We start from the raw sequence: 13,705 nt of genomic DNA, 5'->3' as shown, positions 1-13,705 counted from the left end.
CTCTCCGAGCGGGCCGGTTCGCCGTTCGTGTTGCCCCGGAGTCCGCGCTCAAACGGCGCACCGCGTGCGCCGAGGGCACACCGGTGGGAAAATACGCTTGCCCGCCGCACCGGTCCCTGCCGACCATGCCCGTCATGACCTGGACCGTCGCCCCGGAACCGTACGACTCCCCCGTAGCCGCCGCCCTCTGGCGCGCGTACTACACGGAGGTGAGCGACCGCTGGTACCAGCTGTACGAGGGGTGCTCCACCGACCCGGCGGAGCTGGAGCGGGAGATCGCCGCGTACCCCGGCGCCGACCTCGTGCCTCCCCGGGGGCAGTTGCTGGTCGCGCGCTACGGCGGTGAACCGGCCGGCACCTCGGGCGTACGGCTGCTGGACGACACCACCGCCGAGCTGACCCGGGTGTTCCTGTACGGCGCGATGCGCGGCCGGGGCGGCGCGGCGCTGCTCGTGCGGGCCGCCGAGGACGCGGCACGGGCGCTCGGGGCCCGGCGCATGGTCCTGGACACGCGGGGCGACCTCGTCGAGGCCCGCGCCCTGTACGCGCGCCTCGGCTACACCGAGATCGAGGCGTACAACGACAGTCCGTACGCAGAGCACTGGTTCCACAAGGCGCTGCGCGAGGAGACCTGAGCCGGCTCTCGGAAAAGGGCTGGTCGGCGGGCTCCCGGCGGCTCCTGAGAGGACTCAGCCCGCCCGCGCGGGCGTACGCTCCTCGTGCGGCCGCTCCCGCTCCGAGCCGCACAGTTCGCCGGTCAGCTCCCGCACCAGCCGCACCAGGTCGGTCGGGCGGTCCGGGCCCCACCAGTCGCCGAGCAGCTCGGCGAGCGAGTCCTCACGGGCCAGCGCCAGCCGTTCGGCGACCTCGCGGCCCCGGTCGGTGAGGACCAGGTCGGGGCCCTCGCGGACGGCCAGGTGCCGCTCCTCCACCTGGCGGGCGGCGGCCATCACGGTGGCCAGCGGGACCGGGCTGCGCTCCGCGAGCTGGGCCGGCTCGACCCGGCCGTACTTCCTGACCCGCAGCAGCATCCAGCTCGACGCGGGCAGCAGGTCGTAGCCCGCCCGCGCGGTGATCCTGCGGTAGATCTCCCGGCGGCCCTCCCGGGTGCCGAGGACGGACAGGGCACGGCACACCTCGTCGTGCGAGGAGCGTTCCACCGGGTTGCTCGCGAGGGTCTGGGTGGCGTCCGGCGCCGTGACCGAGCCGCGCAGCCGGTCCTCCTTGAGGAACCAGGCCAGCAGGAAGGCGACCAGGGCGACGGGGGCGGCGTACAGGAAGACGTCGGTGATGGAGGAGGCGTAGGCGTGGATCGCCTCGGGGCGCAGCGCGGGCGGCAGGGCGCCGATGCCGCGCGGGTCGGCCTTGAGGGTGTCCACGGAGACGCCGGGCGGCAGGGCGGCGCCCCGGAAGGCGTCCGTGAGCTGGTCGCCGAGGCGGCTCGCGAAGACCGTGCCGAAGATGGCCACGCCGAACGACGCGCCGATGGACCGGAAGAAGGTCGCGCCGGAGGTGGCGACGCCCAGGTCCTCGTAGGCGACGGCGTTCTGCACGATGAGGACGAGGACCTGCATCACCAGGCCGAGGCCCAGGCCGAAGACGAAGAAGTAGGTGCTCACCTCGGCGGTGGAGCTGGTCTCGTCGAGCTGGTGCAGCAGGAGCAGCCCGAGGGTGGTGACGGCGGTGCCCGCGACGGGGAACACCTTCCAGCGGCCGGTACGGCTGACGATCTGCCCGGAGACGGTCGACGACAGCAGCAGGCCGAACACCATCGGCAGCATGTACACACCGGACATGGTGGGCGTGACACCCCGCACGACCTGCAAGAACGTCGGCAGGTACGTCATCGCGCCGAACATCGCGAAGCCGATGACGAAGCTGATGACGGCAGAGAGCGTGAAGGTGCGGACGCGGAACAGCTTGAGCGGCAGGACGGGCTCGGCGGCCCTGCGCTCCACGACCACGAAGAGGACGGCCAGGACGACCGCGAGCACCGCGAGGCCGATGATCTGCGGGGAGCCCCAGGCCCAGGTCGTGCCGCCGAGCGAGGCCACCAGGACCAGGCAGGTGGCGACGGAGGCGATGAGCAGGGTGCCGAGGTAGTCGATGACGTGCCGGGTGGTGCGGCGCGGGATGTGCAGGACCGCCGCGATCACGGCGAGCGCGACGACGCCGATGGGCAGGTTGATGTAGAAGACCCAGCGCCAGCTGAGGTGCTCGGTGAAGACCCCGCCGAGCAGCGGTCCGAGCACACTGGTCGCACCGAAGACCGCGCCGAACAGCCCCTGGTAGCGGCCCCGTTCGCGGGGCGGGACCAGATCGCCGACGATCGCCATCGACAGCACCATCAGCCCGCCGCCGCCCAGCCCTTGGAGGGCGCGGAAGGCGATCAGCTCGGACATGCCCTGCGCGATGCCGCACAGCGCGGAACCGACCAGGAAGATCCCGATCGCCAGCTGGAACAGCCTCTTGCGCCCGTACTGGTCGCCCAGCTTGCCCCACAGCGGAGTCGCGGCGGTGGCCGCCAGCAGATAGGCGGTGACCACCCAGGACAGGTGCTCCAGGCCCCCCAGGTCGCTGACGATGGTCGGCAGCGCCGTCGACACGATGGTCTGGTCGAGCGCGGCGAGCAGCATGCCGAGGAGCAGGGCTCCGATCGAGACGAGTACGCCGCTGGAGACCTGCTCCCGTTCCCCCGGTGCCGCGGGCCGCGCCGGGTCCGGCTCCGTCGCCTCGCGCACTTCTTCGGCCATCCCGACCTCCACAGGTGTCATGACCCTCACGGGTGTCGACGCACACGGCCCATCCTGGTCGGTGTGACCAGTTATGGCCGTTTCAGTCCTCCGGGAAGCCGGCATTCCGGGGGCGTGTGCGCCGAAGTATGGAGAAGCTCTGCATAATCTCTGGAGTTCGCGAGGGGAGTCGCGAGGGGAGGGACGAACGCGTGGATCAGCGGAAGGAGCCCCCGCAGGAGGGGCCTGCGGGGACCTCGTGCCCGCACGGCCCAGGCGGCAGCGGCGGAGGACTTCGACCCGCTGCGCATACGGCCGTACGTCGAGCTGGACGGGACCGGAAAGGCCCCGAACGCGTCCGGCACGCCCGACGCCCCCGGCGAGCACTCTGACGCGCCCACGGCACCGACGCCGCCCCCTCCCGACACCGGAGCCGGTGCGGACTCCGCGGGCGGGGACCCGGAGGCGACCGCCGCGCTGCCGACGCCGCTGGCCCCGTCGGCCGGCTCGCCCAGCGCGCGCGACCTGCGCCTGTTCGAAACCTCCGCCACCGCGCCCCTCCCCCAGGCGGACCCGGGCACGGGGGGTGCGGGCGGCGGCGGTCGGCCACCGCGGGGGCGGCGCAAGGGCGTGCTGCTGAGTGCCGCCGGAGCGGTCGTGGTCGTGATCGGCGCGGCGGGATTCGCGAGCGGGCTGTTCTCGTACGACACCCCGTCGCGGGACGGGGCGCTGCCGGACGAGGTCCGGGCGAGCGTGCCGTCCCCGTCGACCAGCGAGGACGCGCCGAGCGCGGACCCGAGCGCGTCGTCCGCCGCGCCGTCGCCCTCCGCGTCCCCCTCGGCCTCCGCGTCCGCCTCCGCGTCGGCCGACGCGAGCGCTTCGGCCTCACCGTCGCCGTCGGCGTCGAGCGCCTCGCCCACACCGTCCCCGTCGGTCGAGCCGACGCAGAGCACGGCCGCGCCGTCCGTCGACACCACGCAGGAGCCCGAGGACGACGGCGACTCCGGCGGCGGCCCCACGTTGCGGAGCGGCGACCGGGGGCCTGAGGTCGTCGAACTCCAGCAGCGCCTGAAGGAGAAGTGGATGTACTGGGGCGACCTCGACGGCGACTACGACCGCCAGGTCGAGGACGCCGTCCGCCAGTACCAGTGGGAGCGCGGCATACGCACCGACGGAGCCGGCATCTACGGCCCGGACACCCGCCGCAGGCTGGAGTCGGAGACCCGCGAGCCGTAACGACGGCGCGAGCCGTAACGGCGGCGCGAGCCGTAACGGCGGCGCGAGCCCGGCAGGCGGCGCGAGCCCGGCAGGCGGCGCGAGCCGGTGTGCGGCGCGAGCCGGTGTGCGGGCTCAGGGGCCCGTCAGCCGATGCGCGGGCTCAAGGTGCCGTCAGCCGATGTGCAGGCGCAAGGTGCCGTCCGCGTCGGCCTCGACCCGTACCCGCGTCAGGTCCTCCACGACCACGTCCGGCCCGTGGAACCCGGCGCGCGGCCCGACCCCCACGACCCGCATCCCGGCGGCCCGCGCGGCCGCGATGCCGGCGCCGGAGTCCTCGAAGGCGATGCAGTCGGCGGGGGCGACCCCCAGTTCGGCGGCGCCCTTGAGGAAGCCCTCCGGGTCGGGCTTGCTCGCGCCGACCGACTCGGCGGTGACCCGGACGTCCGGCTGCGCGAGCCCGGCGGCGGCCATCCGCGCGGTGGACAGGGCCACGTCGGCCGAGGTCACCAGGGCGTGCGGCAGGCCGCGCAGCGAGGCGAGGAACCGGTCCGCGCCGGGGATCGCGACGACGCCCTCGGTGTCGGCGGTCTCCTCGGCGAGCATGCGCGCGTTGTCGGCGTGGTTCTGCTCCATGGGCCGGTCCGGCAGCAGCAGCGCCATCGACGCGTAGCCCTGCCGTCCGTGGACGACCTTCATGACCTCGTCGCCGTCCAGCCCGTGCCGGTCGGCCCAGCGCCGCCACACACGCTCCACGGCGGCGTCCGAGTTGACGAGGGTGCCGTCCATGTCGAGCAGCAGGGCACGGGCGGGCAGAACGGTGGTGGCGGTGGCCGTCATCGGCAGACTCCAAGGCGCGGGGAGGGAACAAGGCGGCCCCGCCCGCCGGTCAGGGAGAGCGGGCGGGAGCCACTTTGTTCATCCACGGTACAAAACAGACCGGGGTTCGCGCCACCGGTGCACGCCACCGGGACCTCCCGCCCCGGCGCTCGCCGCTCAGCCCGCGATCGCCTCCCACAGGCTCCACACGCCGAGGCCCAGCATGAGCACCGCCGCGATCTTCGTGATCAGCCCCAGCGGCACCCGCTTCATCAGGGCCTTCCCGCCGACGATGCCGAGCCCGGCCACCGCCCACAGCGCGAGCACCGCGCCGAGACCGACGGAGAGCGGATCGTCGTAACGGGCCGCGAGGTTGGCCGTCATGATCTGCGTCAGGTCGCCGAACTCGGCGACCAGGATGAGCATGAATCCGGCCCCGGCGACCTTCCAGAAGGACTGGTCCCGCGGCTTGCGGATCTCCTCGTCCTCGTCGTCCTTCTTCATCAGCAGCACGGCGGCGCCGCCCAGGAACAGCACCCCGGTCACCGCGTGCACGATCTGCTGGGGCAGCAGCGTCAGCACACTGCCGGCCGCGACCGCGAGCACGACGTGCAGCAGGAAGGCCGCGGCCACGCCCGCGAAGACGTACGAGGCGCGGTAGCGGGTGCCGAGGACGAGGCCGGCGAGCGCGGTCTTGTCGGGCAGTTCGGCGAGGAAGACGACACCGAAGACGAGCGCCGTCACGGTCAGGCTGATCAAGATTCCTCAATCGGTCGGGGCCACCCCACCGAGAGTGCTGGTTGCGCGGACCTCACGATCCCCGCGACACGCGACACCTCGGCACGGCAGCACACGGAACCACCCCTGCCGTACGGCACGGGCGTGCACTGCTTTGCCGAAGGTCTCGCTGGCCTGCCCCGCGTACGGGACCTGCCTCCGGGCGCCGGCTCAGACGAGCTGAGCAGTATGTCGACGGTCCGGCGAAGAGCTACTCCCCTTCTGCGCCGTCCATAGTACGCGACCCCCCGGGCGGCACCGAGGGCCGAAGGTCCCGCCACGACCGCGCCCCGACTCGTGTCACGAGTCCCGTCGGACTTCTAGACGTGCCATGCACACGTCACTAACTTCTTACCGACCGCACACCTGCACGCCATGCGGCGTCGCGAGCATTCCCCTGCCCGCGTCCCAACGTCCCCACATCCCAAGGGAGTTCGCATGCCGAAGTTCTACGCGCGTCGACGGCTCGGTTTCCTCGCCGCGTTCACCGGACTCATAGCCTCCGCCGGGCTCCTCAACGGCCCGGCCGCCTCCGCCGCCCTCCCCACCCCGGTCAGCGCGGCCACCGCCCGCACCTACCTCGCCTCCCTCACGGTGGCCACCGAGGACCGCACCGGCTACGACCGCGACCTCTTCCCGCACTGGATCACCCAGTCGGGCACCTGCAACACCCGCGAGACGGTCCTCAAGCGCGACGGCACGAACGTCGTCACCGACTCCGCCTGCGCCGCCACCAGCGGCAGCTGGTACTCCCCCTACGACGGCGCCACCTGGTCCGTCGCCTCCGACCTCGACATCGACCACCTCGTGCCGCTCGCCGAGGCGTGGGACTCGGGCGCCGACTCCTGGACCACCTCGCGCCGGCAGTCCTTCGCCAACGACCTGACCCGGCCCCAGCTCATCGCCGTCACCGACAACGTCAACCAGGCCAAGGGCGACCAGGACCCGGCCACCTGGATGCCCTCGCGCACCGCCTACCGCTGCACCTACGTGCGCGCCTGGGTGCAGGTGAAGTACTACTACGACCTCTCGGTCGACTCGGCGGAGAAGTCCGCCCTCCAGGGCTACCTCGCCAACTGCTGACGCCCCGTCCACCGTCCGTTCGGCGCGGACCCTCCCCACCGGCCTTCGTCGCCCCGTACCGTACGGGGCGACGAAGGAGAGGATCATCGTGGCGGAACTGCGCCTGGGACCACTGCTGAGGTACACCGACGGTTCCCGCGCGACCGTCTGGGTCGAGACGGACGGCCCCTGCACGGCCGAGGTGCGCTGCGCCGACGGCGCCCGGGGGACGGCCCCCAGCTTCCGGATCGCGGACCACCACTACGCCCTGGTGCCGGTCGGCGGCCTGACCCCCGGTACGGCGACGGAGTACGAGGTCTTCCTCGACGGCGCGCCCGTGTGGCCGCTGCCGGACTCCCGCTTCCCGCCCTCGGTGATCGCCACGCCCACGGACGAGGACGGCATGCGCGTCGCCTTCGGCTCCTGCCGCTGGGCCGCGCCGCCCGCCGGCGGCAAGGACCCGGTGGGCCCGGACGCGCTGGACACCCTCTCCGCCCGCGTCGCGGCCGACCCCGGAGGCGCCCGCCCCGACGTGCTGCTGCTGATCGGCGACCAGGTGTACGCCGACGAGGTCTCCGACGCCACGCGTCAGTGGATCGCCGGCCGCCGCGACCTGGAGCGGCCCCCCGGTGACCAGGTCGCCGACTACGAGGAGTACACCCGCCTCTACTACGAGTCCTGGCTCGACCCCGAGGTGCGCTGGCTGCTGTCCACCGTGCCCAGCTGCATGATCTTCGACGACCACGACGTCATCGACGACTGGAACACCTCCGCCGCCTGGCTCGCCGACATGCGGGCCACCGACTGGTGGCAGGAACGGCTGCTGAGCGGGCTCATGTCGTACTGGGTGTACCAGCAGCTGGGCAATCTCTCCCCGGACGAACTGGCCGCCGACCCGCTGTACACGGCCGTCCGCGAGGCGCCCGACGGCACCGACGCCCTGCGGGAGTTCGCCGAACGGGCCGACGCCGATCCGGCCTCCGTCCGCTGGAGCTACCGGCGCGACTTCGGTCGCATAAGGCTCCTGATGGTCGACTCCCGCGCCGCCCGCGTCCTCGACGAGGACCGCCGTACGATGCTCGACCCGGGCGAGGCAGCGTGGCTGCGCGAGCAGGTCCTGGACGGGCGGGACGGGCGGGGCGAGGTCGAGAACGAGGGCGGAGACGGAGACGGGGGCGGCGGTGAGGATGGGGGTGGCGGCGGCCGTGCCGCGTACGACCACCTGCTGATCGGCACCTCCCTGCCCTGGCTGCTGCCCCACCTGGTGCATGACGTGGAGGCGTGGAACGCCGCGATGTGCGGCGGCGAACGGGGCGCGCGCTGGGCGCGGCTCGGGGAACGGGTACGGCGCGGGGCCGACCTGGAGCACTGGGCCGCGTTCCCCTCTTCCTTCGACGCCCTCGGCGACCTGATCGCCGAGGCCGGTACCGGGCCGGGGGCACCCGCGACGGTGAGCGTGCTCTCGGGCGACGTCCACCACGCCTACGTGGCCGAGCCGTCGTGGCCGGGGCGTGCACCCGACGCGCGGGTGGCCCAGCTGACCTGCTCCCCCGTCCACAACTCCGTGCCGCTCTCGATCCGTCTCGGTTTCCGCTTCGGCTGGAGCGCCCCGGCACGTGCCCTCGGGCGGCGCATCGCCCGGCACGGCCGCTGCGCGCCCCCGGCGGTGAGCTGGCGCCGGACGGGCGGGCCCTGGTTCGGCAACCAGATCATGACGCTGACCCTGCGGGGGCGGTCGGCACGGCTGCGTCTGGAACAGGCCCGGGCGCAAGGGGACGGGACGACCGTCCTGCGGACGGTCACGGACCGGGAGCTGGCGTAGCCGCGGACGAGTCCGTCCCCCACGGAGAGGGGACGGGCTCGTCCGGCATGGGACGGGGGTGGAGCGGGGTATGAATTGAGACACGTTGGCGGGTCGCGCCGCGAGTGTGGGAGCGCTCCCACCTGGCCTGGGGGCAGCGGCGGGCCGGTGACCGCACGTCACGCTATGGCGGAATGTTGAACTTGCAAGCATTCATTAGGCGCACCTAACGTGGGCAGCCCACTCGGTTCCGTCCCCCACCGGCCCGTCCCGGCCGGCCGACCGAAGGAGCACTCCCGCATGCTCGGACGCCTCAACAGCGCCAGCGCCCAGCCCTACGTACTCGGCTTGTTCCGCATTGTTGTCAGCCTGCTCTTCGCCTGCCACGGCGCCGCTTCCCTCTTCGGCGTCCTCGGCGGCGCCGCGGGGTCGGGCGGCACGATCGACGCCGGCACCTGGCCGGGCTGGTACGCGGCCGTGATCCAACTGGTCGGCGGCGGCCTCGTCCTGCTGGGCCTCGGCACCCGGCCAGCGGCGATCATCTCCTCCGGCTCCATGGCCTACGCGTACTTCAAGGTGCACCAGCCGGGCGCCCTGTGGCCGATGGAGAACGGCGGCGAGGCCTCCGTCATGTTCTGCTGGGCCTTCCTGCTGCTCGCCTTCACCGGTTCCGGCGCCTTCGGCCTGGACCGGCTCCTCGCCCGGCGCACGTCCGAGCGGGAGCAGTCCGCCCCGGAGCGGCAGACACCGGTCGCGGCCTGACCGGACGGCCACGGGGTTTCCGGGATATCGGGAGACCGGGAGACCGGGAGACCGGTGATCCCGCCCCGGCTCCCCACTCTGCCCCTCCCCTCGCCAGCCGGGACGGCGGTGCCCACCCTGACGGGGAGGTACCGCCGTCCCGCGTGTGTGAACGCCATGCGTCGATCACTCAAGCCCCCTGTGAACCCTCTGTCACACCCCGGGCGTACGCTGTATGGCTGTATCGGCCGCTCCTGCCGTCCCCGCGTCTCGCGGCAAGGCCCGGCCCACGGGGGAGGATCGGGGAGTTGTGGTGGTCGAAGGTCTGGGAAGTATCGGGTCGCTGGTCAGCAGCCCATGGATCTATGCGCTCGTGGCCGTCTCGGTGCTCCTCGACATCTTCCTGCCGGTGCTGCCCAGCGGGGTCCTCGTGATCACGGCGGCGACGGCGGCGGCCGCGGGGTCTGGAGCGGCGGCAGCCGGGCGGGTTCCGCAGGACGTTCCCGACATCCTCGTCCTCACCCTCTGCGCGGCGACCGCCTCCGTCATCGGTGACCTGGCCGTGTACCGCCTCGCCTGGCGCGGCGGGGCACGGCTGGACCGCGCGATCGCCCGTTCCCGGCGGCTGACCACCGCGCAGGAACGTCTCGGCGGCGCGCTGGCCCGCGGCGGCGGCGCCCTCGTGGTGCTGGCCCGATTCGCCCCGGCCGGCCGCTCGGTCGTCTCACTCGTCGCCGGCGCCGCGCATCGCCGGGTCCGCGAATTCCTCCCCTGGTCGGCGCTGGCCGGCCTCGCCTGGGCCGCGTACAGCGTCGCCCTCGGCTACTTCGGCGGCCAGTGGCTGGGCGCGTCCTGGCTGGCGACGGGCGTGTCACTGGTGGCGCTGTTCGGCGCGGGGGCGGGAGCGGCGTACCTGATGCGCCGCCAGCCCCGCACGACGAAGGCGTCGTAGCACCACTGGAGCCACCGCCCGACGTCAGGAGGCCCGACGCGCTCCGGCGCCTCCCCGTATCTCCAGGTCGGCCAGCAGCTCGGCCGTGGCCTGGGTGACGGCCTCGACGGCGCGGTCGAAGACCTCCTGGTTGTGCGCGGCGGGCGCGCGGAATCCGGAGACCTTGCGTACGTACTGAAGGGCAGCGGCCCTGATCTCGTCCTCGGTGGCCTCCTCGGCCAGCACGGGCGGACGCAGGGTCTTGATACTGCGGCACATGACGTCAGTCTCCCCTCACCAGGTCCACCCGCCAGTCGTTCGACCTGCTCCAGTGGCCCTTCGGATACTCGAAATCGACCTGCGTTGGAAGCGGCGTGGCCGACACCCGCCGTCCATGTCTTTCACGGTAGGGCAGGGGTCTGACAGTCGGGCCGGGTCGCGGGGCCACCCGTTCGCGTGAACCACCAACGGGAACGCGCGCCTCAAAATCGAACAGGCGTATCATTGGCACGTGGCTACGACCTATGATTTCCCCAGTGATCTCCTCGCCGGTCAGGAGGAACTGCATCAGGTCCGGGCCGAGCTGTCGGCCCTGCTGAAGAGACTTCCCTGGTCGGTCGAGCCGCTCGACGGATTCAGCGACGACAACGGCTGGCGGAAGGTCGAACGCCCTGCCTCCCCGGGCTGGTCGGCGGACGAGCAGGCTGAGGTCGAGAAGCTCCGTCGGCGCGAGCGCGAGCTGGCCGTGTTCGTCAGCACCCATCGCTACTGGTCGGAGATGACCGGCTCGGACCAGGTCAGCGCCCGCTCGGAGCTGAAACACGCCCATGAGGCACCGCTGCCGGAGTCCCCGCCCGGGGACGCCTGAGGAGCGTCACCCGAGCGGGAACTTGACCGGTGCGTAGCGGCCCTCGGCCTCCTCGGTCCCGGCCATCTCGGAACGACCGCACGCGTAAGGCCCCCGGAAGATCTCCGGGGGCCTTACGCACCGACGACGGCGCCGGTCCTGGTGGGCGCGGACGGTTTCGAACCGCCGACATCCTGCTTGTAAGGCAGGCGCTCTACCCCTGAGCTACGCACCCAGGACGAGTCGACAGCCTACATGGCCCGGGGCGCTGCCCGGCAAACGCGTTGACGCCGTGCTCCGGCCGGCGGCACGGCGACCCGGCGCCCGACGGCTCGGCGGCTCCGAGAGGTTTGGGGGCTCCGGGGGTTAACCCCACCCCCGATCCGGTAGCGGCCCGGATCCCGCCGGGGGCCCGTGCTCCGTACGGTCGAAGAGCCTCATCGAGCAGGTCTCCGCGCACCGCGGAAGGCCCCGGGTGCGGCACCTCGTCGTCCGTTCCAGGGGGAGACCGTCATGCCCGCCCGTACCGTTCCCGTCCGCGCGTTGGCCGCCGTCGGCGCCGTCGCCGTTCTCGTCGCGGGGCTGAGCGCCTGCGCCTCCGCCTCGGACGACAAGGACCCCGAGCACCGGTCCTTCGCCCTCCAGGGCCGCACGCTCACCGTCGACTCCGACGACTCCTCCCTGGAGATCGTCGCCTCGGACGACCACGCGTCCGGGAAGATCGAGGTCACGCGGTGGTTCTCCGGCTCGGTCGCGGTCGGCTCGGATCCCGAGGTGACCTGGAAGATGGACGGCGACCGACTGGTGCTGCGGATGCACTGCTCCGGCGTGGTCGCCGACTGCGCGGCCAAGCACCGGGTCGAGGTGCCGCGCGGCGTCGCCGTCAAGGTGAAGGACGGGGACGGCAGCGTACGGGCGAGCGGGTTCGAGGACGCGCTGAACATCCGCACCGGCGACGGCTCCGTGCACGTCACCGACTCCTCCGGGCCGCTGGAGCTGCGGACCAATGACGGCTCCGTACGTGCCGAGGTCTCCTCCCGCCGGGTGCGGGCGCACACCGGCGACGGCTCGGTCCGGCTGGAACTCGGCACCGTCCCCGACCAGGTGGAGTCCCGCAGCGGCGACGGCTCCGTGACGATCTCGCTGCCCCGCGCCACGTACAAGGTGGCCACCGACACCGGCGACGGCTCGGTCGACGTGTCCGTGCCCACCGACGACACCAGCGCACATGTGGTCGACGCCCGGTCCGGTGACGGCAAAATCACCGTCCGAACCGCGAACTGACCGGCCCGTGTGTTCGTCCCTAACGGGTGGGAGAATGAACCCGGGCAGGACGGATGACACGGGAGAGGGATGTGACGGCGACACCATCGCAGCCGTACTCGCCGATGGTGGCGCGCGCCGAGCGCCTGCCGCACCGCTCCCGCCGGCGCCCGAGGGGCCCGGTCCGTGACGCGCTCACCCTGATGGGCCTGCCACTGCTCGCCGTGCTGGCGCTGCCCGCGGCGTTCGCCGGGGGCGGCACCCGGCGCTGGTTCGGCGGGCGGGCCGAGAGCCAGCGGGCCGAGGCCCAGACCGCGAAGGACGACGCGGCCGCCGCCTTCTACGAACTGGACACCGCGCAGCGGGACCTGCGGATCTCGATAGAGACGATCGCGGCCGTCGACTCCTCCCCCGCCGCCCGGCGCGCGGTCTCCGACTTCGAGGCCCTGGGCCGGCGCATCGACGAGGCCAGCCGCCAGTACATCAGCGCCGTCGACGCCCACGACCTGGACCGGGACGACCTGGAGGCGTCGGCCGCCTCCCGCGCCCGCACCGAACTCACCGCCGCCAAGACCGAGCTGGGCCGGGTCAAACAGGAACTGGACCGCTTCGCCGAGGGCCTCGGCCCCCTCCTCGGCAAGGCCGAGACCCAGCTGGCCCGGCTGGCGCCCGCCGTCGAGCGCGCCCGGCAGGCCCTGCTCGCCGCCTCCAACGCCCTGGACGCCGCGCGTGGCTCCGGTCTGAAGGCGGACGACCTCGCCACCCGTCTCGCCACTCTCAGCCCGGAGCTGACCCGGCTGAACCAGGGCGCGGGCCAGCACGGAGTGCCCCAGACGCTCGAGCGGGCCGAACGCGTCACCCGTGAGGCAGAGGCGGTCCGCGCCGAGGCGGAACGGCTGCCCGAGCGCGCCGCCGAGATCGGCCACCGCCTGGTCTCCCTGCGCACCCGCGCCCAGGCGCTGACCACCCGGACCGAACAGGTCGAGCCGGTGCTCAGCGAACTGCGGCGCCGGTTCACCGTCGCCTGCTGGCAGGACCTCCAGCACGTGCCGGACCAGGCTGCCGAATCGGTGGAGCAGGCCGAGCGGAAGCTGGCCGAGGCGCAGACCGCCCGCGACGAGCAGCGCTGGCCCGACGCCACCGCCCTGCTCTCGACGGTACGAGCGCTGCTGAACTCGACCGACGAGGCCGTCTCGGCGGCCGGCGACCGGCTGCGGCGCCTGAACGCCGTGCAGAAGGACCCGCAGCAGGAGATCGAGCGCACCCGCTTCGCGATCCGCGACGCCCAGCGCCTGGCCATGGCCGGGCGCAACACTCCCGAGCCCCGTCATGCGCGCCCCCTGGACGACGCCGTGGCCCGGCTGGAACGGGCGATCACCACGCTGGAGGGCCGGCACCCCGACTACTGGCACTTCCTGACGGAGACGGAAGCGGTCCGGCAGACGGTGGCCCACGTGGTCGGGCAGATCCGCGAGGAGCGCGGGGCCGGGCACTGACCACCGGGGCCGGCCGGGACC

The 13,705-nt window shown here is 73.0% G+C and carries 13 protein-coding genes and 1 tRNA gene; 9 read left to right on the top strand and 5 right to left on the bottom strand.

All coding sequences use genetic code 11. The features are described 5' to 3' along the window. Positions 1-134: 134 nt before the first annotated feature. A complete protein-coding gene (locus ACIRGB_RS27115) occupies positions 135-635 on the top strand; it encodes a GNAT family N-acetyltransferase (RefSeq protein WP_403870230.1) in 501 nt (166 codons plus the stop codon). Positions 636-689: 54 nt separating this feature from the next. Here ACIRGB_RS27115 and ACIRGB_RS27110 read toward each other — a convergent pair whose 3' ends face one another. Further along, positions 690-2,753 (bottom strand): DHA2 family efflux MFS transporter permease subunit, encoded by a 2,064-nt coding sequence (locus ACIRGB_RS27110; RefSeq protein ID WP_403870228.1) that lies wholly within the window; start codon positions 2,751-2,753, stop codon positions 690-692. A 609-nt stretch (positions 2,754-3,362) separates the two neighbouring features. Between ACIRGB_RS27110 and ACIRGB_RS27105 the strand changes: the two genes are divergently transcribed. Beyond that, positions 3,363-3,968, top strand: a complete 606-nt coding sequence (locus ACIRGB_RS27105) for a peptidoglycan-binding protein (protein WP_403870225.1) — start codon at positions 3,363-3,365, stop codon at positions 3,966-3,968. A gap of 153 nt (positions 3,969-4,121) precedes the next feature. On the opposite strand, the gene ACIRGB_RS27100 is transcribed toward ACIRGB_RS27105, so the two are convergent. Next, a complete protein-coding gene (locus ACIRGB_RS27100) occupies positions 4,122-4,787 on the bottom strand; it encodes an HAD-IA family hydrolase (RefSeq protein WP_403870222.1) in 666 nt (221 codons plus the stop codon). Positions 4,788-4,943: 156 nt separating this feature from the next. Beyond that, positions 4,944-5,525 carry a TMEM165/GDT1 family protein gene (locus ACIRGB_RS27095; RefSeq protein WP_104630961.1) on the bottom strand — a complete coding sequence of 194 codons (582 nt, stop codon included), beginning with the start codon at positions 5,523-5,525 and terminating at the stop codon, positions 4,944-4,946. Between the two features lie 456 nt (positions 5,526-5,981). Between ACIRGB_RS27095 and ACIRGB_RS27090 the strand changes: the two genes are divergently transcribed. The 4 genes from ACIRGB_RS27090 to ACIRGB_RS27075 all read left to right on the top strand — a co-directional run bounded on the left by ACIRGB_RS27090 (position 5,982) and on the right by ACIRGB_RS27075 (position 10,099). Beyond that, the gene (locus ACIRGB_RS27090; protein ID WP_403870219.1) at positions 5,982-6,626 is read left to right on the top strand and encodes an HNH endonuclease family protein; all 645 of its coding nucleotides are present in this window, start codon (positions 5,982-5,984) and stop codon (positions 6,624-6,626) included. A gap of 88 nt (positions 6,627-6,714) precedes the next feature. Beyond that, positions 6,715-8,427 (top strand): alkaline phosphatase D family protein, encoded by a 1,713-nt coding sequence (locus ACIRGB_RS27085; protein WP_403870216.1) that lies wholly within the window; start codon positions 6,715-6,717, stop codon positions 8,425-8,427. A 279-nt stretch (positions 8,428-8,706) separates the two neighbouring features. Continuing rightward, the gene (locus ACIRGB_RS27080) at positions 8,707-9,168 is read left to right on the top strand and encodes a DoxX family protein (RefSeq protein ID WP_403870213.1); all 462 of its coding nucleotides are present in this window, start codon (positions 8,707-8,709) and stop codon (positions 9,166-9,168) included. A 292-nt stretch (positions 9,169-9,460) separates the two neighbouring features. After that, positions 9,461-10,099, top strand: coding sequence for a DedA family protein (locus tag ACIRGB_RS27075; protein WP_403870210.1), 639 nt, complete (start codon positions 9,461-9,463; stop codon positions 10,097-10,099). A 24-nt stretch (positions 10,100-10,123) separates the two neighbouring features. Here the strand turns inward: ACIRGB_RS27075 and ACIRGB_RS27070 are convergent, their stop codons facing one another. Continuing rightward, positions 10,124-10,357, bottom strand: coding sequence for a DUF2277 domain-containing protein (locus tag ACIRGB_RS27070; protein WP_403870207.1), 234 nt, complete (start codon positions 10,355-10,357; stop codon positions 10,124-10,126). A 232-nt stretch (positions 10,358-10,589) separates the two neighbouring features. Between ACIRGB_RS27070 and ACIRGB_RS27065 the strand changes: the two genes are divergently transcribed. Next, a complete protein-coding gene (locus ACIRGB_RS27065; RefSeq protein WP_403870204.1) occupies positions 10,590-10,946 on the top strand; it encodes a hypothetical protein in 357 nt (118 codons plus the stop codon). A 139-nt stretch (positions 10,947-11,085) separates the two neighbouring features. Here the strand turns inward: ACIRGB_RS27065 and ACIRGB_RS27060 are convergent. Further along, positions 11,086-11,160, bottom strand: a tRNA-Val gene (locus ACIRGB_RS27060). 278 nt (positions 11,161-11,438) lie between these two features. Between ACIRGB_RS27060 and ACIRGB_RS27055 the strand changes: the two genes are divergently transcribed. Together ACIRGB_RS27055 and ACIRGB_RS27050 are read left to right on the top strand one after the other, a co-directional pair. After that, positions 11,439-12,209 carry a DUF4097 family beta strand repeat-containing protein gene (locus tag ACIRGB_RS27055; RefSeq protein WP_403870201.1) on the top strand — a complete coding sequence of 257 codons (771 nt, stop codon included), beginning with the start codon at positions 11,439-11,441 and terminating at the stop codon, positions 12,207-12,209. Positions 12,210-12,280: 71 nt separating this feature from the next. Then, the gene (locus tag ACIRGB_RS27050; protein WP_403870198.1) at positions 12,281-13,684 is read left to right on the top strand and encodes a hypothetical protein; all 1,404 of its coding nucleotides are present in this window, start codon (positions 12,281-12,283) and stop codon (positions 13,682-13,684) included. The last annotated feature ends 21 nt before the right edge of the window (positions 13,685-13,705 follow it).

The organism is Streptomyces sp. NPDC102490, assembly GCF_044765285.1.
In the GTDB taxonomy this organism is placed as follows: Bacteria; Actinomycetota; Actinomycetes; order Streptomycetales; family Streptomycetaceae; genus Streptomyces.
This window is presented reverse-complemented; position numbering and strand designations above follow the sequence as displayed.